This is a genomic window from Pedobacter rhodius (assembly GCF_027213645.1).
Lineage (GTDB): Bacteria > Bacteroidota > Bacteroidia > Sphingobacteriales > Sphingobacteriaceae > Pedobacter > Pedobacter rhodius.
In genome coordinates, this window is sequence record NZ_JAPWGL010000001.1 from 305,021 (window position 1) to 326,608 (window position 21,588).

The 21,588-nt window shown below is 37.1% G+C and carries 21 protein-coding genes and 2 tRNA genes; 14 read left to right on the forward strand and 9 right to left on the reverse strand.

All coding sequences use genetic code 11. The annotated features are described in order from the left end of the window. The first annotated feature begins 116 nt into the window (after positions 1-116). From O0931_RS01455 to rplI, 5 genes are all read left to right on the forward strand, one after another. Positions 117-3,389, forward strand: coding sequence for a SusC/RagA family TonB-linked outer membrane protein (locus O0931_RS01455; protein ID WP_428982637.1), 3,273 nt, complete (start codon positions 117-119; stop codon positions 3,387-3,389). Between the two features lie 19 nt (positions 3,390-3,408). Further along, entirely contained in the window at positions 3,409-4,842 is a 1,434-nt protein-coding gene (locus tag O0931_RS01460; RefSeq protein ID WP_269413790.1) for a RagB/SusD family nutrient uptake outer membrane protein, read from the forward strand. A gap of 294 nt (positions 4,843-5,136) precedes the next feature. Next, a complete protein-coding gene (gene rpsF, locus O0931_RS01465; RefSeq protein WP_269413791.1) occupies positions 5,137-5,493 on the forward strand; it encodes a 30S ribosomal protein S6 in 357 nt (118 codons plus the stop codon). Then, on the forward strand, positions 5,493-5,756 hold the full coding sequence (gene rpsR / locus O0931_RS01470; RefSeq protein ID WP_056093004.1) for a 30S ribosomal protein S18: 264 nt from the start codon (positions 5,493-5,495) through the stop codon (positions 5,754-5,756). Before rpsF ends, rpsR begins: the two co-directional genes overlap by 1 nt. Positions 5,757-5,767: 11 nt before the next feature. Continuing rightward, positions 5,768-6,211, forward strand: coding sequence for a 50S ribosomal protein L9 (gene rplI / locus O0931_RS01475; protein ID WP_269413792.1), 444 nt, complete (start codon positions 5,768-5,770; stop codon positions 6,209-6,211). 286 nt (positions 6,212-6,497) lie between these two features. Here rplI and O0931_RS01480 read toward each other — a convergent pair whose 3' ends face one another. Next, complete coding sequence (locus O0931_RS01480) at positions 6,498-7,202, reverse strand: SDR family oxidoreductase (protein ID WP_269413793.1); 705 nt, start codon at positions 7,200-7,202, stop codon at positions 6,498-6,500. 127 nt (positions 7,203-7,329) lie between these two features. On the opposite strand from O0931_RS01480, the gene mtgA reads away from it, so the two are divergent. Further along, on the forward strand, positions 7,330-8,058 hold the full coding sequence (gene mtgA, locus O0931_RS01485; RefSeq protein WP_269413794.1) for a monofunctional biosynthetic peptidoglycan transglycosylase: 729 nt from the start codon (positions 7,330-7,332) through the stop codon (positions 8,056-8,058). A gap of 107 nt (positions 8,059-8,165) precedes the next feature. Here the strand turns inward: mtgA and O0931_RS01490 are convergent, their stop codons facing one another. The 3 genes from O0931_RS01490 to O0931_RS01500 form a co-directional block, all read right to left on the reverse strand. After that, entirely contained in the window at positions 8,166-10,577 is a 2,412-nt protein-coding gene (locus tag O0931_RS01490) for an AsmA family protein (protein ID WP_269413795.1), read from the reverse strand. 99 nt (positions 10,578-10,676) lie between these two features. Beyond that, complete coding sequence (locus O0931_RS01495) at positions 10,677-10,964, reverse strand: YciI family protein (protein ID WP_269413796.1); 288 nt, start codon at positions 10,962-10,964, stop codon at positions 10,677-10,679. Between the two features lie 5 nt (positions 10,965-10,969). Beyond that, positions 10,970-11,449 carry an ABC transporter ATPase gene (locus O0931_RS01500; protein WP_269413797.1) on the reverse strand — a complete coding sequence of 160 codons (480 nt, stop codon included), beginning with the start codon at positions 11,447-11,449 and terminating at the stop codon, positions 10,970-10,972. Positions 11,450-11,499: 50 nt separating this feature from the next. Here O0931_RS01500 and O0931_RS01505 point away from each other — a divergent pair, with 50 nt between their 5' ends. Continuing rightward, positions 11,500-11,964, forward strand: a complete 465-nt coding sequence (locus O0931_RS01505) for a hypothetical protein (protein ID WP_269413798.1) — start codon at positions 11,500-11,502, stop codon at positions 11,962-11,964. Positions 11,965-11,976: 12 nt separating this feature from the next. On the opposite strand, the gene O0931_RS01510 is transcribed toward O0931_RS01505, so the two are convergent. Continuing rightward, positions 11,977-12,765 carry a (Fe-S)-binding protein gene (locus O0931_RS01510; RefSeq protein WP_269413799.1) on the reverse strand — a complete coding sequence of 263 codons (789 nt, stop codon included), beginning with the start codon at positions 12,763-12,765 and terminating at the stop codon, positions 11,977-11,979. 118 nt (positions 12,766-12,883) lie between these two features. Beyond that, complete coding sequence (locus tag O0931_RS01515) at positions 12,884-14,179, reverse strand: 4Fe-4S dicluster domain-containing protein (RefSeq protein WP_269413800.1); 1,296 nt, start codon at positions 14,177-14,179, stop codon at positions 12,884-12,886. Between the two features lie 229 nt (positions 14,180-14,408). Here O0931_RS01515 and O0931_RS01520 point away from each other — a divergent pair. The 3 genes from O0931_RS01520 to O0931_RS01530 all read left to right on the forward strand — a co-directional run bounded on the left by O0931_RS01520 (position 14,409) and on the right by O0931_RS01530 (position 16,637). Next, positions 14,409-14,481, forward strand: a tRNA-Phe gene (locus tag O0931_RS01520). Positions 14,482-14,591: 110 nt separating this feature from the next. Continuing rightward, positions 14,592-14,664 (forward strand) — tRNA-Phe (locus O0931_RS01525). Positions 14,665-15,041: 377 nt separating this feature from the next. Continuing rightward, entirely contained in the window at positions 15,042-16,637 is a 1,596-nt protein-coding gene (locus O0931_RS01530; RefSeq protein ID WP_269413801.1) for a S41 family peptidase, read from the forward strand. Positions 16,638-16,981: 344 nt separating this feature from the next. On the opposite strand, the gene O0931_RS01535 is transcribed toward O0931_RS01530, so the two are convergent. From O0931_RS01535 to O0931_RS01545, 3 genes are all read right to left on the reverse strand, one after another. Beyond that, a complete protein-coding gene (locus tag O0931_RS01535) occupies positions 16,982-17,581 on the reverse strand; it encodes a hypothetical protein (protein ID WP_269413802.1) in 600 nt (199 codons plus the stop codon). 65 nt (positions 17,582-17,646) lie between these two features. Then, positions 17,647-17,913, reverse strand: a complete 267-nt coding sequence (locus O0931_RS01540; RefSeq protein ID WP_269413803.1) for a hypothetical protein — start codon at positions 17,911-17,913, stop codon at positions 17,647-17,649. 80 nt (positions 17,914-17,993) lie between these two features. Then, positions 17,994-18,635, reverse strand: a complete 642-nt coding sequence (locus O0931_RS01545; RefSeq protein ID WP_269413804.1) for a DUF47 domain-containing protein — start codon at positions 18,633-18,635, stop codon at positions 17,994-17,996. A gap of 88 nt (positions 18,636-18,723) precedes the next feature. Between O0931_RS01545 and O0931_RS01550 the strand changes: the two genes are divergently transcribed. The 4 genes from O0931_RS01550 to O0931_RS01565 all read left to right on the forward strand — a co-directional run bounded on the left by O0931_RS01550 (position 18,724) and on the right by O0931_RS01565 (position 21,588). After that, positions 18,724-19,206: a GNAT family N-acetyltransferase gene (locus tag O0931_RS01550; protein ID WP_269413805.1), complete on the forward strand. Its 483-nt coding sequence runs from the start codon at positions 18,724-18,726 to the stop codon at positions 19,204-19,206. A gap of 91 nt (positions 19,207-19,297) precedes the next feature. Next, complete coding sequence (locus O0931_RS01555) at positions 19,298-20,305, forward strand: sensor histidine kinase (RefSeq protein WP_269413806.1); 1,008 nt, start codon at positions 19,298-19,300, stop codon at positions 20,303-20,305. Further along, on the forward strand, positions 20,302-21,015 hold the full coding sequence (locus tag O0931_RS01560) for a LytR/AlgR family response regulator transcription factor (protein WP_269413807.1): 714 nt from the start codon (positions 20,302-20,304) through the stop codon (positions 21,013-21,015). Before O0931_RS01555 ends, O0931_RS01560 begins: the two co-directional genes overlap by 4 nt. Before the next feature lie 105 nt (positions 21,016-21,120). Beyond that, positions 21,121-21,588 (forward strand): nucleoside triphosphate pyrophosphohydrolase family protein, encoded by a 468-nt coding sequence (locus O0931_RS01565; protein ID WP_269413808.1) that lies wholly within the window; start codon positions 21,121-21,123, stop codon positions 21,586-21,588.

Sequence of the window (21,588 nt, forward strand, 5' to 3'; positions counted from 1 at the left end):
GTGCATCAACTTTCGCTCAAAAGGTAACTATTGACGTAAAGAATGTACCTGTAAAAGAAGTGCTGAATCAGCTGACGAAACAAACAGGATATAATTTTATTTGCGATGCTGCGGTAATGCGTAATACTGCGCCCGTTACGATAAAGTTAAGGGATGCCGCATTACAGAAAGTACTCGATGCCTGTTTTAATGAGCAATCGGTTGAACTGATATATGGAGATGATGCCACAATTGTAATTAAGAAAAAAAGCAGATCAGAATTAATTCTTCCGCAGCAGGTAAGTATAAGCGGTGTTGTAACCGACGCGAAAGGCACAACAATGCCGGGCGTTAGTATACTTGTAAAGGGTACTAAAACCGGTACCACAACAGATGTTAATGGCGCTTATGTAATTAAAGTGCCTGCTGATAATAATATCCTTGTTTTTTCTTCTATAGGTTATGTAAGCCAGGAAGTTTCAATTTCCGGAAGAACAGTTATCAATGTTTCACTGGTGGAAGTGCCACAATCATTGGGCGATGTTGTTGTGGTGGGTTATGGTTCGCAATCACGAACCACGGTAACCTCTTCTATTACCAAAGTTGAAGGGAAAAATATAGGCAACCAGCCGGTAAGTACGCCGGGTGAGGCTTTGGCGGGTCTGGCAGCCGGCGTGCAGGTTCAATCCGATCAGGGTGGAAAACCAGGTGCGGCGCCAACCATCAGAATTCGTGGGGTAAGTTCTTTGAGTTCATCGAATGATCCCTTATATGTAGTGGATGGTTATCCACTTGAAACTGCAGCAAATTTTAATTTGATTAACCCAAGTGATATCGAATCTATCGAGGTTTTGAAAGATGCGGCTTCTGCTGCGATTTATGGTTCAAGAGCAGCTAACGGAGTTGTATTAGTGACAACCAAAAGAGGTAAAGCCGGGAAAACTGTATTTTCTGTTTCGGCCTATACCGGTATACAGGAAGTAGACCGGTACATTGATGTGCTGTCAAAAGAGCAATATGTGCAACAGGTAAAAGCACTTAGCCGTATTAAAAACTTGCAATACCCGGCTATTTTAGACGGCGATATTTCTAATTTACCTGATGTAAACTGGCAAAAAGAAATTTTTAGAACGGCACCCATCAGAAGTTTTGAATTTAATGCGGCTGGTGGTAGTGAAAAAGTGCGTTTCAGTGCATCTGCAGGCATTTTTAAACAAAAAGGCGTGTTAATCGGCACAGAATATACCCGTTACAATACCCGTTTAAATCTTGATGCAGACATTGTTAAAAACGTCAAATTCGGATTTTCAATTTCTCCGTCATATTCCGAACAGTACCGGCAACCGTCGTCTGGTCAGGCCAGTGGTGCAGGGGCAAATCCAAATGATTATATTATCGGCGTGCCCGGACTGGTTGCTGATTTGAATCTGCCAAGTCCGTTAAATCAGGCCCTGACCTTTCAGCCTATTGTACCTGTATATCGTGCCAATGGCGATTTTGCTCAGCCTTATGATCGTGACCTGAACTACAACCTTTCGCCAACAGCGGTATTTTCTGCATCTAATTTTTATAATCCGGTAGGTATTTTAAGCTTATCGATTAACCGATCAAGAGCTTTTAGAACCTTAAGTAATGCCTTTTTAGAATATGCACCAATAGAAGGCTTAAAACTAAAAACATATATTGGCGCAACTTTAGAAAATGAGCAGGTACATGGTTACATTCCAGGTTCAATGGCTTATAGTTCTGCACCTACTGCATCTAATTCCAGTCCGCAGTTAGCCGGTATTTTCGCTTCGGATAATGTGCGGAACAGTTTTGACTGGGTTTGGGAAAATACGGCAACTTATGATAAACAGATCGGAAAACATCATTTTAATCTGTTAGGCTTGTTCTCTGCGCAGAAATATGAATCACAAATCAATTACACGGCAGGCCTACCCGGAACGTTTATTACCACATCCGTTCAAAGTCCTTTAGCTTCTCCAAATACGGTAGGTACCGAACTTTTTGACGCCAACACTTTCGTTTCTTATGCGGGTAGATTTACTTATGATTATAATAAGAAATACTTATTTACTGCTGCGGTACGTCAGGATGGTTCTTCCCGCTTCGGATTAAACAATAAATTTGCGGTTTTTCCTTCATTCTCATTAGGATGGCGTTTAACGGAAGAGCCATTTATAAAAGAAACATTATCAAAAATTGGTGTCAATGAATTTAAACTGAGGGGCGGTTACGGCCGTACCGGAAATGCGAATATCGGAAGTTTTACCTACGTCAATTCAATTGCCCTAAACCGGAATTATGCATCGGGTAATACCAGAATTTTTGGTACGCAGCAAACTGGTTTTGCTAATCCTGATTTAACCTGGGAAAAGAATGATCAAACCAGTATCGGTACAGACATCGGGCTATTGCAAAACAAAATCGTGCTAACTTTCGATTACTTTGTAAGAAACTCGAATGGCATGCTGCTGAATAAAGCACTACCGCTTGATGTAGGGTATACAACATCCTACCAGGCTAACTTAGGTAAATTACAAAATAAAGGCTTTGAGTTTACCGCCAACACTAATTTTAAGTTTGGCAAATTAATCTGGAATACGAATGCCAACTTTTCTACCTATAAAACCAAAGTACTGGATTTAGGTGGGCCTAGCGCTTTGCCGGCTGTACAAGCCATTAATGGCTGGAACAATGTTTATCAGGTAAAAGTTGGTCAGCCTTTGGGTATTATGTATGGTTATGAAATTGCAGGTGTATTCAGGAATGCAAATGATTTGGCTAATAATCCTAAAGTTACTTCCGGTAATAATATTGGCGATTACATGATTAAAGATCAAAACGGCGATGGTAAAATCGATGTAAACGATGTAACCGCGTTAGGGCATGGTTTGCCTGACTTTACTTATGGACTAACAAATACTTTTCAATACGAAAATTTTGATTTGAGCATTTTGCTTCAGGGTGTTCAAGGTGTAAACATCATTAATGGAAATAACAGGCAAACGATAACAGGCAACAATAATCAAAATTCACTAAGTAAATATTTCAATAACTATTTTGATCCCGCAAATCCAACACGGGATGTTACGTATGCAAGTCCGATTGCTACGGGTGCGCTTCCGGGTCCTGCACTTTCCAGTTTAAGCGTTGAAAATGGTTCTTATCTGCGTGTCAGAAATATTACTTTGGGTTATCGGTTAAGTGAAAATGTGTTACATAAAGTTTCATTAAAATCAGCCAGACTTTATGTAACCGCTCAGAACCCGTTTCTAATCACCAAATATTCAGGTTACAACCCCGAAGCAAATATTATGGGCGGTTCTCCTATCACACCAGGCGTGGATCAGGGAACTTATCCTACGGCCCGCACCATCATCGTAGGTATTAATTTTGGATTTTAACAGCGCTAACACAAAGAACATGAAAACAAAAAAAATAATTATATGTGGTGTATCCATGCTGATGTTAAGTCTGGCTATTACTTCCTGTAAAAAATCTTTTGTCGAAATCACGCCAAAGGGTATTATACCGGTTAACACATTTTACAACACCGAGATAGATATTAAATCCGCCTTAACCGGCGCATACAGTAGTCTTCGGCCAATTTATAATGAGCAGTATGGCTTTGGGGAGCTTCCTTCGGATAATGCCCAGACATACGGGGAAAGCGAAGTGTTATACGGCGAACAGGATAAATTAACATGGACAGCTGTATCTACCAATTTACAGAATGCCTGGGCAAGGTTCTATGCCACTATCGCTTATTCGAATATTGTACTCGATCATGTAAATACGCCGGTAATGACTACCGCTAATCGTAACGGTTATATTGGCCAGGCAAAATTTATCAGGGCCCTGATGTATTTTAACTTGGTAAGAATGTATGGCGGTGTGCCACTTGTTTTAAATGAAATTACCTCTGAAACACAAGCTTACACATACAACAGGGCATCAGATCAGGAGGTGTATGCGCAGATTGAAAAAGACTTAACTGAAGCTGCTGCAGTATTGCCGGCCAGTTATAGCGGATCTGATATTGGTCGTGCAACCAGTATTGCAGCCAATGCACTTCTTGGGAAAGTATTGATGTTTCAGAAAAAGTTTACGCAGGCAGAGTCGGTTTTGGCCGGTGTTGCAGCAACAGCAGGTACTTTGCTCCCATATGATCAGGTTTTTGGACTCGGAAAGGATAATAACAGGGATATTATTTTCGCTGTGCAATATCTGGGTGGTGGTTTTGGGGAGGGGAATACCTTTGCCAGAAGCTTTGTTCCGCAACCATCAGGTACAACAATTACGGCTGTAACCGGTAACAGTAATAACAGTGGCACAAAGGATTTATATGATACTTTTGAACCCGGAGACAATCGTTTAAATACCGCAATTGGGATTTACAGTGCGGGTACTTTAGTGTATTACTACGCGAAAAAGTTTGTTTATCAGAGTGTTGGCGCCAACAGTGAGGGAGATAATGACTGGCCTGTTCTTCGTTATGCTGATGTTATTTTACTTTATGCAGAGGCATTAAATGAAAATGGAAAAACACCAGAAGCACTAATACAGCTTAATCTTGTGCGTACCAGATCTAATCTTGCTCCAAAACTTGGCCTATCACAAACCGATGCACGCACAACAATTTACCACGAGCGGAGGGTAGAGCTTTGTTTTGAAGGCGAGCGCTGGTTTGATTTGAACAGGTGGGGAATTATGGTCGCTACAATGCAAGCACATAAAATCAATTATCCCTCGGTTAACGGGCAAATTGGAAATGTAGTGAGTACTTTGGCGTTATACCCAATCCCAAATCGCGAAAGGCAGTTAAATCCTAAATTAACGCAAAATCCGGGGTACTGATAATATTAAACCACCTAAGACACCTTAGAATAGCTATGGCCTGAATACAAAATTTAATATGTTATCAATAAATCATTTTGTTAATATTTAGCTAAGGTAATCCTAGGTGTCTAAGGTGGTTTTTGTATACCTGCGCATGATAGTGTTTAAGTTGTTTAGGTTTGTGCTTTTGTCTCTTAGCTGAATATCTTTACGCATCTTTTTTTTAATTAAAGGTTTGATTTTAAGAAATATATTGTTACTTTTGCATCCCCGTAATATACCTCGGGATAAAAAAAATAAATTTATATAACAATGAATCAGTACGAAACTGTTATCGTTCTAACCCCGTTGTTATCAGAAGAAGTTGCGAAAGAGGCATTAGCTAAATTCAAATCTATTCTTACTGATGGCGGTGCCGAAATTGTCCATGAAGACAATTGGGGTTTGAGAAAATTAGCGTATCCGATCGCTAAAAAATCTAACGGATTTTTCAATTTGACCGAGTATAGTGCTCCGGGCGACTTGATTGCTAAATTAGAATTACAATTAAAACGTGATGAGCGTGTGCTTCGTTTTTTAACCATTAGGTTAGATAAACATGCAGTTGCTTATAACGCTAAAAAACGCAGCGGTGCGTTCAACAAAAAAACTAAGGAGGTTGCAGCGTAATGGCAAGAGAACAAATTCAATACGTTACTGCCCCTAAAGTAGAGGATAACCGTAAAAAATATTGCCGTTTCAGAAAAAACGGTATTAAATACATTGATTACAAAGACGCAAACTTTTTGTTAAAATTCATTAACGATCAAGGTAAATTATTACCACGCCGTTTAACTGGTACATCGTTAAAATTTCAACGTAAAGTGGCTCAGGCTGTTAAACGTGCTCGTCACATCGGTTTGTTACCATTCGTTGCTGACCAATTAAAATAGGAGGATTTGATATGGAAATTATTTTAAAACAAGATATTAAATCATTAGGCGAGAAAGACGATATTGTTACGGTAAAACCAGGTTATGGTCGTAACTATTTAATTCCGCAAGGATTTGCATCTTTAGCTACTGTTTCTGCAAAGAAAGTTTTAGCGGAGAACTTAAAGCAAGCTGCTTTTAAACAAGATAAAATTAAAAAAGATGCTGAAGGTGTTGCAGAACGTTTAACTGGTGTTAAACTTTCTATCGGTGCTAAAGCTGGCGAAAGCGGAAAAATATTTGGTGCTGTTAACACTATCCAGATTGCTGAAGCATTAAAAGCGCAAGGCTTTGATGTAGACCGTCGTCGTATCACATTTGAAACTGAACCTAAATTTGTTGGTGAGTACACTGCTAATTTAAACTTACACAAAGAAGTGAAAGTTCAGGTTCCTTTTGAAGTTATTGCTGAATAAGCAATTCCTTAAATCATAAAAAAGTCCTTTCAGTTTTCTGAAAGGACTTTTTTTATGATGTAAAATGTAAGATGTGAAATGGATGATGTAAGGTGTAAGATGTAAAATGTAAGATGTGAAATGGATAAGGTTATGATAGTCAAAGAACACTATCCAATACTAATAACTCAGCAATTATGAAACTAGCCAATATGCAATTAAACAATTAAGAAACTAGACAATCTTCAATTTAACAATTAAACAATTTTACATTAACCATCATCCATCTTCCCTTTTCCATCACTCATCATCCTTTCGGAGTCGTTGGTCTGATTTCCACTTTACTTGGTAAGGTTCTGGCTGGCATCGCGAGTAAATCAACAACTAATTTACCCATATCTTCGGGTTGTATTTTCCACGCATCGTCTTCCGCATTTGGAGCATGATCATTAAAATGACTGGCAACCGAACCTGGCATTATTGTACTTACCTTTACGCCATACTTTCTCAAATCTAACATTACCGATTGTGTAAAGCCGGTTAAGCCAAATTTACTGGCATTATATGCGGAACCACCGGCAAAAAAGTTAGTGCCTGCTAAGCTTGAAATGGTTATAATTGTCCCTTTAGTTTTCTTGATTTCCTCAACAGACGCCTTTATGCTGTAAAATACACCGGTTAAGTTGGTGTCAATGATTTCGTTCCAGGATTCGACATTTAATTCGTCAATAGGGGCAAAATGTCCGATTCCGGCATTTGCGATAAGGACATCCAGCTGACCCCATTTTTCAATTATCAGGTTCAGCGCATCCTGTTGAGATTTGAAATCTTTAACATCGGCTTCAATCGCCAATACATCGCCATACTCCACCAGCCTTGATGCTGCGGTATTAGCTGTGTTTATCGTTCTGCTGGTAATGGCAACTTTATACCCATCTTTTAATAGGGCTTCTGCAATTCCAAAACCAATTCCTTTACTACCTCCTGTTACAAGGGCTACTTTTATGCTCATGATTATTCTTTTTTGATTTAACGTTCTAAAAGCAAATATGTTTAACATTCGTTTAATTAGGTCTAATAAATATAATTAAGCCTTTTTTGAAATGATAAGGAGATTAAGATTTTATTAACTTTGCCAAATGGCTAGAACCCGGAAAACGAAAGTAAATACCAAGGCAAAGCATCCTTTATTAAAAAAGGTAATTAACATTGCAACTAAAGTGTTTATATACTTTTTGCTGGTGTCGGTATTCTGGGTTATTGCTTTACGTTTTATCAACCCACCGATAACCTTACTTATGGTTTTGCGCAATATCGAGCGTAAAGCGGATGGTAAACCGTTTAAGACAGAAAAAAAATGGGTTAAGTTTGAAGACATTTCCGATAACATGAAGCGGGCAGCTGTATCGGCAGAAGATCAGTTATTTTTAAAACACATCGGCTTCGATTTTAAATCAATAGAAAAAGCTTTTGCGAGCAATGCAAAAGGTAAAAAGGTTAAAGGTGGAAGTACAATTTCACAGCAAACTGCAAAAAATGTTTTTTTATGGCCAGGTCGTTCCTGGATTCGTAAGGGTTTTGAAGCCTATTTTACCTTACTGATAGAAATGTTCTGGAGCAAAGAACGAATTCTGGAAGTTTATCTAAATGTAATAGAAATGGGCGACGGGATTTACGGCGCAGAGGCCGCAGCGCAGGAATATTATGGAAAATCGTGCAAAAAACTAAGCAGAAACCAGGCCGCCTTAATTGCTTCGTGCTTTCCAAACCCACGCCGGTGGACACCCAAAAATGCCACACCATACATCAGGCATCGCCAATACCTGATATTGAAAAACATGAGGAGGTTAGGGCCTCTTGACTTTTGATGTAAAATAGTAAATGTAAAATGGGGGAATGTAAAACGGGAGATGGATTATGGGCTTTATTACCTCCATTATCCATCAGCCATTATCCATCTTCCATTTTACATGTTTTAATCGTGCTCCTTATTCCACTTCACTTTTAATTCCCCATTCTCATCAAAAGCTTTAAGGTGTAAAACAATGCCACGCATACGGGCATCGCGTTTTTGTTTTTTATCTAATATTTCATCTCCTTTAGGGTTCCTTAACGGGATATCCATGGCGATATTAGTACCTGATGTAAGGCCATAAATACCCTTAACATTGAGGTTTAGCACGCTGGAATTGATTTGCATCGGACTTATATTTATTTTATCACCTTTAATATTTAAAATTCCATCGAGGTTATTAATACGAATATCTGAGAGGTTACGATTGGCAAAAGCAAGCTTGCCTACTTTTTCTAAAGGCTCAAAATTTACTAAGGCTGCATTTTTAAGGTTGAAGGTAACTTTTCCGTTTATAGAGCGGGGTAGGATTTTTCCGGAATGTGATATTCTGCCGGATATATCAACCAAAGAAGATAAATAACCTTTTAAATTTTTATTGGTAATGCTTTTTTGCCCGAAATTATCGAAAGAATAAAAGAAGTCGGAAACACTTACGTGGCTGATTTTAGAATTAATCTTAAAACTATTGGATGCTGCTTCCTGAATAATGCTGCCATTCAGCGCGAGTAGACCGCCAGCGTGCTCAACACTTATCTTGTTAAAGTAAATACCTTCTCCCCGGAGTGCGATATCCGCATCAAGATTTTTAGCTGTAAATTTATCATATATAGCTTTTCCGACAATTAAACGGATATTCATTTTAGAAACTTCAAGCACGTTGCTTAATTCTTTTGAAGCCGTTTTCATTGAACTCGGTGATTTAGTCTTCTTTGTATTTCTGGGTCCTAAAAATGGTAAAAATTCATTCAGATAAAGTTGCGGACTCTGCATTTTCAGATTCACAATAATTTTATCAGGGTCGGTATAATACAGGTTTGCGAAGTTTGCAATGCTGCAATCTATATTGAGTTCGCTTTTACCCAATTGGAAATGACCATTTTGAATGGATAAATTATTTTGGTCGAAATTTATGTTTAAAGCACTTTTTACCAGATGCAGTCTACGTGGTACGTATAAAATGTCGGCGTCGGCAACCTGAATTTTTCCGGAAACAACAGGTTTCGTAAATTGGAAATTATCAATATCCGCTTTGCAATATAAACGAAGGTTTGCAGTTCCGTTTTTAAATTCAAAATCATTTGTACCGATTGAATTGTTTAGATTAGAGAGTGGAAATACAGAAGTTACTAAGCCTGTCGCAATTGGTTTGGCAAGGTTGGTTACCGTGAAGGTATCGATTTTTAAAGGTGCATTGAAATATTTAGCAGTAAGTCTGTGAAATTTTATGGCAGAATTTTCATCACCTATGATTCCGCCTACGGTATCCTGATTGGTGAAGGAACCATCGAAATTAGCTGAGGTTAATTTCCCAGCAGGAATACTTACAACATTATCCCTAACTTTAATACCAACCTTTATTAGCGGATCGCCGTATTTACCGGAGCCATCATCAATAATATTACCTCTGATGTCGATCGGTTTTTCGATGCCGAATTTCAAAAGTTTTGAAGAAATGTTAGGCGATAAGAGTAGCGCAACTTCTCTGAAAAGAATTTTATCAACAGCAATGCTGATGTTAAAGCCAGACTTTGCCAAATCTATTTTTGCGCCGATTTTAAAAGGGTGTTCGCCAATATTAAGTATTTCAGGCGCTAAAATAACGGCATCCAAATCTTTGCTATAATGTGCGGTAAGCGTTCCATCAAGCATTTTGCCTTTTAAAAAACTTCCCTTTCTGGTGTTAAAAGCAAAGCTGTTTACCATTGTTTTCAACTTTATTTTTCCGGTCCAGCCGCTATCGGGATATTTTAACCGGCCCTGAATCTGATCAATGTTAAAATTAAAAAGTTTAAAACGTTTCTTATTGTCTACGACCAGGTTCACCTTGTTAAAATCAATTTTCTTCACGGCGAAATCAGATGATGTGGAAGAAGATTTCTTCTCAGCCGGTTTTTTGCTTTTAAAAATGCTGGTATTACTGTATCCGTTAGTATCCGTGTAGATATAAATTGATGCGTTATTCAGCGTAATCTGGTTTATATTTATGGAGCCGGTGAAAAGTGATAATACGTTTAGCGATACATCAATATCCTGCGCTTTAAGTAAATCATGTTTGTGCTGTGACCAAAGACTATCTCTTAACAAGACACCTTTTAGAGAAACGGATACACCAGGGAACCCCTTAAGTAAGGTTGGTTCCATACTTGTTGCAGTAATTTTTCCGTTCAGATTTTTATTTAGTTGTATTAATATTGAAGCAAGAACTTCTTTCTTATTTCTACCGATGTAAAATGCACCCGCAAGCCAGGTTAAGATAATCAGGATCAGAAGAACCGATAAAATTTTTAAAGAGATTTTGAGCCAGCGCTTCATATATATTGTTTGATGTAATCAATATACTGTTTTTACAGCTAATTGTTTGACGGATAACGAAAAATTAACTGTCTTAGCACTGAAAGTTTTACAAAAAACTTAGCCCAGAAGTGATTTAAGATCGGGATGGTATTGAGAAGTCAGGAATTGAGTAATGGAAAAGTCAGCCAACCGGTGTTTATAGAATGGATCTTCCATCAGGATTTTTTTTAATGTTTCTTCATCCTTCGCCATGGCTAAAATAATTCCGCCTGTCCGGGGAACTTTTCTGCCAGAGGCAATGAAGATATTTTTCGCGTAGTATTTATGAAGGTATTTAACATGTGCTTCCATATGTTCATCCAGTTCTTCCAGCGGAACAATGTATTTTAAGTCAATGATAAACATAAAGCTTATAGTAAATGCGCAAAAACAGTAGAATGCCAGCTGTTTTTAAAAGGTACTTCCCATTTGGTTTCCAGCTCTTGCTGGTTTTGCACCATATTATTAAAAACAATTGTCTCTGGCGTAATATTTTTAATGTTTACCAGCGTTTCAAAATCTTCTTTACTTTGCACATGAACTTCTCCATCTATTTTATATGCAATATTAAAACGGTTGAATAAATCAACGTTGTATACCTGTTCGATATCTTTAATTATTCGCACAGAACTATCAATGGAACAACCTGTAACATTTGCCTGGCTTTCATCAACAGTTAGAATAATAAAATAGCCATACCTGATTTCAGCTTTTGCCATCAGCTCATTGCCATGTGCTTTCCATTGGCCGGTAAAAGCCTCAAGTTTTTTTAAAATTTCAGTTTCTTCAATAGAAGTAAACTTTCTGTTGCTCTGGTATATCCAAATTCTTGATTGTGGAGAAAAAATCATAGACAAATTTATCATTTTAATTAACTTGATACCATCAAAACGCTAACCCTATGAAAAAGTTTACATTCTGCTTGAAATTAATTGCAATTCCGGCCTTTTGTCTGCTTTTAACCGCATTTTCCTTTAAAGATTCACTGGAAGAATACGTTATTTTCCTTCAAAAAAGCTTTACGGCGCATTATGATTCCAGTCAGGAAAGTACTGTTATAAAAAAGTACGAATTAAATGTTACTAACAATGGTTTTTGCAGGTATAAGCGTTATTTTAATAACGGTAAAATAGAATATTTCGCATTCAAGTTAGCGAAATTTAAAGATTTAGATTATTATGGGACAACAACTTCCGGCCTGTTATATTTAAGAACTAAAAACGATGATGTGATTGTTCAAACTTATAACGACAAAAAGGGCGATGTAGATTCAATGGGTACCTGCGTCGTTATTCCATTAAAAAATATAGAGGCCGAAGATTTAAATCAAATCAGGGAAAACCTGACAAAGATTACAAAACCTTAAATTCAAATGGCTTTACAAACCATTAGCCCTTGCCGTAATTTCGGCAATATCCAATACCTTAACTTCTTGTTCTTTATCTTTTAATTTGATTCCATCGCTAAGCATGGTCATGCAGAATGGGCAGCCTGCTGCAATAACCTGAGGATTGGTTTGTAAAGCCTCGTCAATACGTTCTACATTGATGTCTTTATTGCCTTTTTCAGGTTCTTTAAACATTTGCGCGCCACCCGCGCCGCAACATAAACCATTGCTTTTGCAGCGTTTCATTTCCACTAACTGCGCATCTAATACTTCCAGTGCTTTCCTGGGCGCTTCATAAATGCCGTTCGCTCTTCCCAGGTAACAAGGGTCGTGATAGGTTATTTTACGACCTTTAAAGCTTTCGCCGCCTTCGGCTTTTAACTTTCCTTCGTTAATTAAATCCTGTATTAATTGTGTGTGGTGGATAACTTCGTATGTACCACCCAAGCCAGGGTATTCATTTTTTATGGTGTTAAAACAATGCGGACAGCCGGTTACAATTTTTTTAATATTATAAGCATTCAATACTTCAATATTCGTCATGGCTTGCATCTGGAAAAGAAATTCGTTTCCGGCACGCTTTGCAGGATCGCCGGTACAACTTTCTTCAGTTCCTAAAACAGCATATTTTATCCCCACATGATGAAGGATTTTACAGATGTCGCGGGTTATTTTTTGTGCCCTTTCATCATAACTTCCTGCACAACCTACCCAAAATAATATTTCCGGTTCTTCACCTGCAGCCATCAATTCGGCCATTGTAGGGACTTTAAATTCCATGTTCAAGTATAAAGTAGTTAGTGTTTAGTATCGAGTATTTAGTATCAAGTATCAAGTATCGAGTATTGAGAGGCGTGATTGACATCTAAATTATCTTATTGTTTTTAACGGTTAAATTTCAATTTCCCTCTGCCCAGTTAAATCTATCAGCAGGAGAGTATTTCCAAGGTGCCTGGTTGTTTTCTATGTTTCCCATCATTGCATTTAGGCTTGCAGGGGCCTGCGATTCTTCCATTACTGCAAAGCGTCGCAATTCTATAATAATTTGTAACGGATCGATATTTACCGGGCAAGCTTCAACACAGGCATTACAACTTGTACAGGCCCAGATTTCTTCTCTGCTGATGTAGTCATCTAAAAGTGATTTACCATCCTGGTGTGCTGCGCCATGTTTATCGATGTTTTTACCAACTTCTGTAATGCGGTCGCGGGTATCCATCATTATTTTTCTGGGCGATAAGAGTTTTCCGGTGATGTTCGCCGGACAAACAGAGGTACAACGGCCGCATTCCGTACACGTGTACGCATTCATCAGGTTTACCCAATTTAAATCCGTTACATCTTTAGCGCCAAATTTTTCGGGTTCTGTTTCTGCAGGAACGAATGAAGGATCGAGCATTGCTTTTACCTCATTGGTAACAGAAGCCATATTGGTAAACTCGCCCTTAGGTTCGAGATTTGAAAAATAGGTATTCGGAAAAGCAAAAAGAATGTGGAAATGTTTGGAATAAGGTAAATAGTTTAAAAAAGCCAGTATACCAATGATGTGAAACCACCAGCAACCACGTTCCAGTAAAACCAATGCATTTTCTGTATCTGGTAATAAGCCCATTAAAAACTGGCTAACCGGAAAGGCACCTGCATTAACATAATGCTCGGCACCTAAGGCCTGAAGCTTTGCATCGGCTGCGTTCATTAAAAGAAAAGCCGACATTAATAAAATTTCGGTTATGAGGATATAATTGGCATCCGATTTTGGCCAGGTTGTCATTTCAACACCCCTGAAACGTTTTAATTTTAAAATATTCCTGCGTACAAGAAAAATTACACATGAAAGCCAAACGGTTAAGGCCAGAATTTCAAAAGCGCCGATAAGGAAATTATATAAGCCACCCAGACCATTAAAAATACGATGTGTGCCGAAAAGGCCGTCGATCATAATTTCTAACACTTCAATATTGATAATAACAAAGCCAACGTATACAAAAAAATGTAAAAAAGCAGGAATTGGCCGAACAACCATTTTTGATTGACCAAAAGCAACCCGAAGCATGGTCATTAATCTTTTTTGAGGCTGATCATTACGATTTACCGCTTTACCCAAACGGATATTGCGAATGATTTTCCGAAAGTTAACTGTAAAAAGCGCAATTGCCGCTAGTGTCAGTAGAAGAAAAAGGATTTGACTTACCATGCGTTTTAGGTTTGTAACGCTAAATTAGGATATTTAATTCAAATAAATTACTATGCATGCATAAAAAAATATTTAAAAAATGCAGTTTGTAATGATTCTAAATTTTTCCTTAAAATAAAATTCAAAACTGTTAAAAATTAATTAATTGATAATCAGGCTTTGAAAGGCTTTTTTGAAAAAAAGTTTTTCTTTTAGAAAAAGAACGCTACATTTGCAATCCCAAACGGGAGGTGCCATAGCTCAGTCGGTAGAGCAAAGGACTGAAAATCCTTGTGTCCCTGGTTCGAATCCAGGTGGCACCACTTCCAGAAGCCTTTCAGAAATGAAAGGCTTTTTGGTTAACGGGCGGAATTTTTTTAAAGGCTTCTTGCAATTGAAAAAAAGAATATTACATTTGCAATCCCAAACGGGAGGTGCCATAGCTCAGTCGGTAGAGCAAAGGACTGAAAATCCTTGTGTCCCTGGTTCGAATCCAGGTGGCACCACTTCTTAAAAGCCTTTCAGAAATGAAAGGCTTTTTTTTACACCAATAAATACTGTTTCAGCCGGTTCTGCGGCTTTTTTCTAAAGCTTTTGTCAGTTTTTCATATAGTCCAGTTAACCTTCAGCCACATTTAAATCTATTGAATTGTTCATTTTTTTCTTATTCCTTAAGCGTATATTACTGATAATTGAATAAAGCTTATTTGTTCATCGTGATTTTATCGTCATATATTCCCCGTTTAACGATATGTTTAGTATTTAAACTGATTTAAGACTACATTTAAGATAAATAATTTTATAAAAATTTTTCTTAGCGAACTTTTATAAAAAATTAAACGTATATAGTATAGTATTAGATTTTAATATTGGCAAAATTTATATGAAAAAAAATATTATAAAACATCTTTTTGTTCTTTCAATAGCTGGCATATCGATATTTGCTGCCTGTAAGAAAGGTACGCCAACACCTGAAACGCCAACAACACCTACAACACCATCGGTTACAGGTACGAGGGATGAATTAACAAAAGATTCGATATTTTTATATTCGAAGGAACTGTATTACTGGAACACCTCCCTGCCTGCATATGACGTATTTAAGCCTCGTTCTTACAGCTCAAATGAGGCAGAGTTATTTGCAATTACGCAATTTTCAATTAATCCGGATACGGGAAAACCGTATGAATATGTAAGCAGTACTTCAACCACACCAAAATATTCTTTCTTCGACTACGGTACAACTGGTAAAACCTCTGCATTAAAGGCAGATGTAAACGGAACGGAAACAGATTACGGTTTTTCAGTTTCTTATAATACTACAACTGATTTACGTGTTAAGTATGTATATCCAAATTCGCCCGCAAGTCAGCAGGGGCTAACCAGGGGATGTAGGCTAACTTCTGTAAATGGAAGAACGAGTTTAACCTACACCTCCAGTAACGTTACTTTTTTAAACGATGCATTATTCGGTACAGCTGCCTCGGTAAGCTTAACATTTATTGATTTAGCTGGCACAACGAAGACGGTAACCGTTAACAGGGCAACTTATACCGTGAACCCGATATTATTTACAAACGTTTATACTGCGGGAACAAAAAAGGTTGGTTATATCGTATTTAACAGTTTTACCAACAATGCATCCGCGGCAATCGGTAGTGTTTTTTCAAATTTTGCAAGCCAGGGTGTTACAGAGGTTGTTGTAGATTTAAGGTATAATGGCGGTGGCTATGTTAGCACTGCAACTCAAATCATAAATATTCTCAGTCCGACAGCACAAACCGGGAAAACCATGTTTTCGACTTATTATAATTCCTATCTTCAAAATTTAACAACGGCGCAACGTAAGGCTTCAGTTTTAGCACATCAGCCGCTATTAGATGATGCCGGTAAATTGCAAACCTATACTACCGGAGTAAATGGTAAATATGCAACTTATGCCGATTTGGATTATTCGGCAACTTCATCGGATAATGTTGAAAAATTCGCCAAATCGGGTTCATTAAATTTAAGCAGGGTTTATTTTATTGTTACCGGTTCTACAGCTTCGGCAAGTGAACTTACCATAAACAGTTTGAAACCGGTTATGGATGTGAAATTAATCGGAACGACCACATATGGTAAGCCTGTTGGTTTTTTCCCGATAAGAATTGATAAGGTTGACATGTATATCCCGGAGTTTGAGACGAAAAATCAGGCAGGAACAGGAGGTTATTATGCTGGTTTAACTGCAGATAAAGAAGCTTATGAAGATTTAACAAAGGCATGGGGCGACGAAAGCGAAACTTTACTGGCATATGCCTTGTTATACGCGAAGACCGGAAGTTTTGTGACCACCCCTGGTAAGACAGGAAGTTTAAGCGCTCAATCTGCTGCGGCACCATCAAAATTATCGATTGCAGAGGTTAACCTGGTTTCAGATCAATTAGATCAGAATAGCTTTAAAGGAATGGTTTATAAACCGCATAGAAAGTTTTAAAAAAACATTATTGTAAAATTTACTTATAATTTTCGTCCTGTTCAGCCTGTCGAATGCTTTATAGTTCCTGAGCACACTTCATTGACTTGTAAAAACTTCTTATTGATCGTTATTTCGACCGCAGTGGAGAAATCTTTGTAATTGTATTTGGTTCAAAGATTTCTCCATTACGCTGCGCTACATCCGATAGATCGGATCGAAATGACGGCGCTTCTTAATTAACGTCATTTATATTGATTTTTATAAAATAAATTATTCCTCAAGATGACAAAGAATGTTTTACAACGAAGCTATTTTATCACCTAAAGAGCCGTTAATCCGAATCTGTTTTATTAACTTCCTAATTATAATAAAATCTTACTGCTGATGTCTTTATTGATGGTAATGTAACCCGGATATTTTACAGCTGTATTGCCGATCATAATGGTCGGTTTAATCTTTATGGTAAGTAAACCAAGTTTTTCATCACTCTTTGAACCCTTTTGAGCAGCCCTTATAATGTCATTTAAAACATTTCCATTTGATATTAAACTGTATATATTGCTGCCCATCTGAACCGGAACGGTTACAGTTTGGCCTTGCGGAATACTAACAGCCTGGTTTACGATGCCTTCAGCTAAATCTGTATTGTTCACCAGAATTTTATATTCAAACTGATTTATCGCTGCCAGGTTTGCGGAGGGATTTGTAATCTCCAGATTAAGGTTTGCCCTTAACGGAATATCTTTTCTCAATAATCCAAGTGCAACACCGGGTAAACTCGCCAGGGTAAAATCCTGTTGGTCGATTAATCTTTTTAAATCTGTGCCTGCCAGCGTAATTTGATTAACGTTTTTTATTTTATAGGTACAGGCTTCGAGTGCCTTAATCTGTTGAGCCTGCTTATTTATACCGCAACCAAATAATGAAACGGTTAAAAGGCAAAGCAATAGTTTCTTTTTCATGTTAATGATAACGCCGAAATAAATAAACTATTTCAGCAGATAAATTATTTAATCAGATTGTTTAGTTAAGGTGCTACAGTTTCAATTTTATCGCCCTCGTCGTTACCGTGTTTTTCGGCCTCTTTTTCGTCCGTATTACCAGGTAATTCTTCCTCATCGGTATCTTTTTCTTTATCAACAGCTTTTTCTGATTCTTTAATTTCCGGTTGTTCAACTTGAGTTGTTGTACTGGCTTTGTCTTCTGTGGAAGGAATAATGGTTTCTACAAGTGATTGTGCATCATCTGACGGTTTTGGATGAGGTTTAACTGTATTCTTATCTTGATTTTCCATAAATTTCTTTTTATAACAAAAGATTTTAAAACGTTTTTTGTTTCTTTTATTTGAAATTTTAGTAAATAAGCAGCTGGATTTTATGCATTCTTTAAAAATATCGTTTCAATTACATTGGCTAAATCGTCGCACTTATCTGTTGTTTTTTCCAGCTGACTTAAAATTTCAGATTGCCTGATTAATGAAATGGCATCATTTTCATGGTCAAAAAGCAAAGAAATTGATTGTTCGTAAAGTCTGTCGGCTTTACTTTCCAGCTGGCCTACAAGCAGGCAGATGTCGATAATCAGTTGTTTATTTTTGAAATGTTTTATTTCTTTAATTGCTTTGCACAGCTCAGTACACATTTTTGTAATAATCTCAGCAAGTTTCAGCATGGCCTGATTAGAAGTGTCTAACTGGTAAAGTTCCATGTTTAATACTGTTGCAAGTATATCGTCGGCTATGTCATCAATTTTTGTGGCAAGTGCATGTACATCTTGTTTATCAAAAGGAACAATAAAATTTTTATTCAATTCATTGTAAATGGTATCTGTCGCTTTATCCCCAATCAGCTCAAGTTTTTTTATTTCCTTTGCAAGTTTTGCTTTTGCCTCCGGATCTTTGGAGCGTATAAACAAAACCAATGCTGCAGATATAGCAGACAAGTTTTCAGCGCCTTCCTCAAACAAGGGTTGGAAAATTTTATCCTTTGGTATAAATAAACTAAATATTTGATTCATGCTTTCTTTAAAATATTAGTAAATGTACCTTTGGTATATTAACAGAATATCAAATATGTATTATGATGTTGAACCATAAGAAACAGGTATGAGCTTAGTTATTCGTAAAATAGAGGAATCAGATGATAAAAAACTCGCAGAATTAATCCGCGTTGTTTTCAGAGAATTTAAAATTGATAAACCTGGTACGGTTTATACTGATCCGACAACTGATCACTTATCTGCTGTTTTTAAACAGGATGGTTCAGCTTACTGGCTGGCCGAAGAAGATGGTGTATTGCTTGGTGGCTGCGGCATTTACCCGACAGACGGTTTACCTGAAGGTTGCGTAGAATTGGTAAAATTTTATTTATCTGCCGCTTCGAGGGGAAAGGGAATCGGCAAACTGCTGATGCAAAAAAGTATAGCATCTGCGCAGCATTTTGGCTATAACGAAATTTATCTGGAATCGTTTCCGGAACTTTCTACCGCAATTGGTATGTATGAAAAAGCAGGGTTTAAAAAACTCGGTGCACCATTGGGTAACTCAGGCCATTTTGCCTGTAATGTTTGGATGTTGCTGGTTTTATAATTGATATTTAGAAATAGGGCATTGGGATAATTTTTAAGGTAGTTGGCATAACATAATATTTTAAAAGAAATGCTTTATCTAGTTTTATGCTATGAAAAAAACCAAAACCGTTCTGATTCATCTTATTTGTTGGATAGCTGTATTAACATATATTTATGGAGAATCTTTAATAGCAGGAACAACCTTTCAAAAATCGGCGTTCAAAATTTCCATGAATTTCATTCAGGTTGTTGAATTTTACATTTGTTACCTGTGGGTTTATCCATCGTTCCTGAAACGAGGCAAAATTATTCAATTAATTGCAGCACTCTTGCTTACCATAGCGATATTCATTTCGATGAGGTATTTAATTGAGCAGATTTTATACTTCGAATGGTTTGGCATGAAAAATTATGCCGACGATACGCCAATTTTTACCTTTATAACAGACAATATCTATTACAGTATAGCTTTCTTCGTCATTCCCGCCGCTGTTTTTAGCATTCAACAAAATTTTAAAACGGAAAGAATGACCAGGAAACTGAAAGAAGAAGTCGTAAAGTCGGAACTTGCCTTTTTAAAATCGCAGATAAACCCACACTTTTTATATAACACGTTAAATTATGTTTATTCACTGGCAATTCCGGTTTCTGATAAACTGGCGAATGCGGTTTTAAGGTTGTCTGATTTGATGCGTTACACTTTAAATGAAAGTGCTGATGGCATGGTTAGTTTGGCAAAGGAAATCGATTACCTGGAAAGTTATATCGAACTTTTTAAAATGCGTTTTGAACCAGATTTTTATGTGGATTTTACGACAGAAGGCGTTTCTGAAGAAAAGATTGCAGCGCTGGTGTTAATCCCTTTTGTAGAAAATGCATTTAAACACGGTATTGTTAATAACGAACGCCAGCCTGTTAAAATACGATTGAATGTTCAGCATAAAAGATTGAGCTTTGAAGTCAGTAATAAAATCAGCCATGCACAGAAAGATCATTCAAGTGGTGTGGGTCTGGTTAATGTACACAGAAGATTGGATTTAATCTATCCTGACAAACACGAATTGTTGATTTCTAATAACGGAAACACCTATAAAACAACTTTAATATTAAATTTATGATTCGCTGTTTAGCTGTTGATGATGAAGCCTATGCTTCGGATATTATTGCGTCATTTATTAATAAAACACCTTTTTTAGAATTGGTTGGTACCACAACAAATGCATTTGAGGCATTAAGTATGGTTCAGGATGGAAAAATTGATTTGGTTTTTCTGGATATTCAAATGCCTGAACTTACAGGTATTCAGTTTTTGAAAATTTGCGGCGACAAATGTAAAGTGATTTTAACAACTGCCTATCCCGAATATGCGCTGGATGGCTTTGATTTAGATGTTGTAGATTACCTTTTAAAGCCAATCTCTTATGAAAGGTTTTACAAGGCAGTGCAAAAAGCTCAGCAAATCATCGCACCCGCACAATATGAAATTGTAAACACGCCAAATCAATCAAACGACTTTATTTTTATAAAAGGTGATACCAAAAACAAGTTTATCAAGGTAAATTATAACGAAATATTATATATCGAGGGTTTAAAAAATTACGTTTCGGTTTATACGGCCAACCAAAGGATTGTAACCTACCAGGCATTAAGAGAACTGGAAACCCAATTGCCGCATCCACCATTTTATCGCATACATAAATCTTATATTATATCCATAGAAAAAATTAAAATGATTGACGGGAATACACTTTACATTGGCGATCAATCCATACCGATAGGCGATACGTATCGAGAAGAGTTTTTTAAAATTATCAGGGAGAAAAAATAAGCGCCCAGATCAATTAACCATTTAAACAATTAACCAATTAAAGCATATAGCAATTTAACAATCAAACAATATTTTTAACTTTGTTCTTCATAAACCAAACACATTATGCAGGAAACAAATTCACTAAACCAGGTTGCAGAATTCCATACTACATTTAAACATCCAATTTTAGAATCCCCGGTTATTCCTTCAAAACAACGGGCAAATCTTCGGATTTCGCTATTGGCAGAAGAATTAAAAGAATTACAGGAGGCTGTGGAAAATGATGATTTAGTGGAAGTGGCCGATGCACTTTGCGATTTGCAATATGTTTTAGCCGGTGCAATACATGAATTTGGTTTGGGCGGAAAGTTTAAAACTTTATTTGATGAAGTTCACCGTTCCAATATGAGTAAGGCTTGTAAAACCATAGAAGAGGCAGAGCAAACCATTCAGTTTTATTTAGATAAAGACGGAACAGAATCGTACCACAAAGAAATTGACGGTTTGTTTCTCGTTTTCCGTAAATCGGATGACAAAACCCTAAAATCAATTAATTATTCACCTGCAGATTTGAAAGGTTTGTTAGGCTAA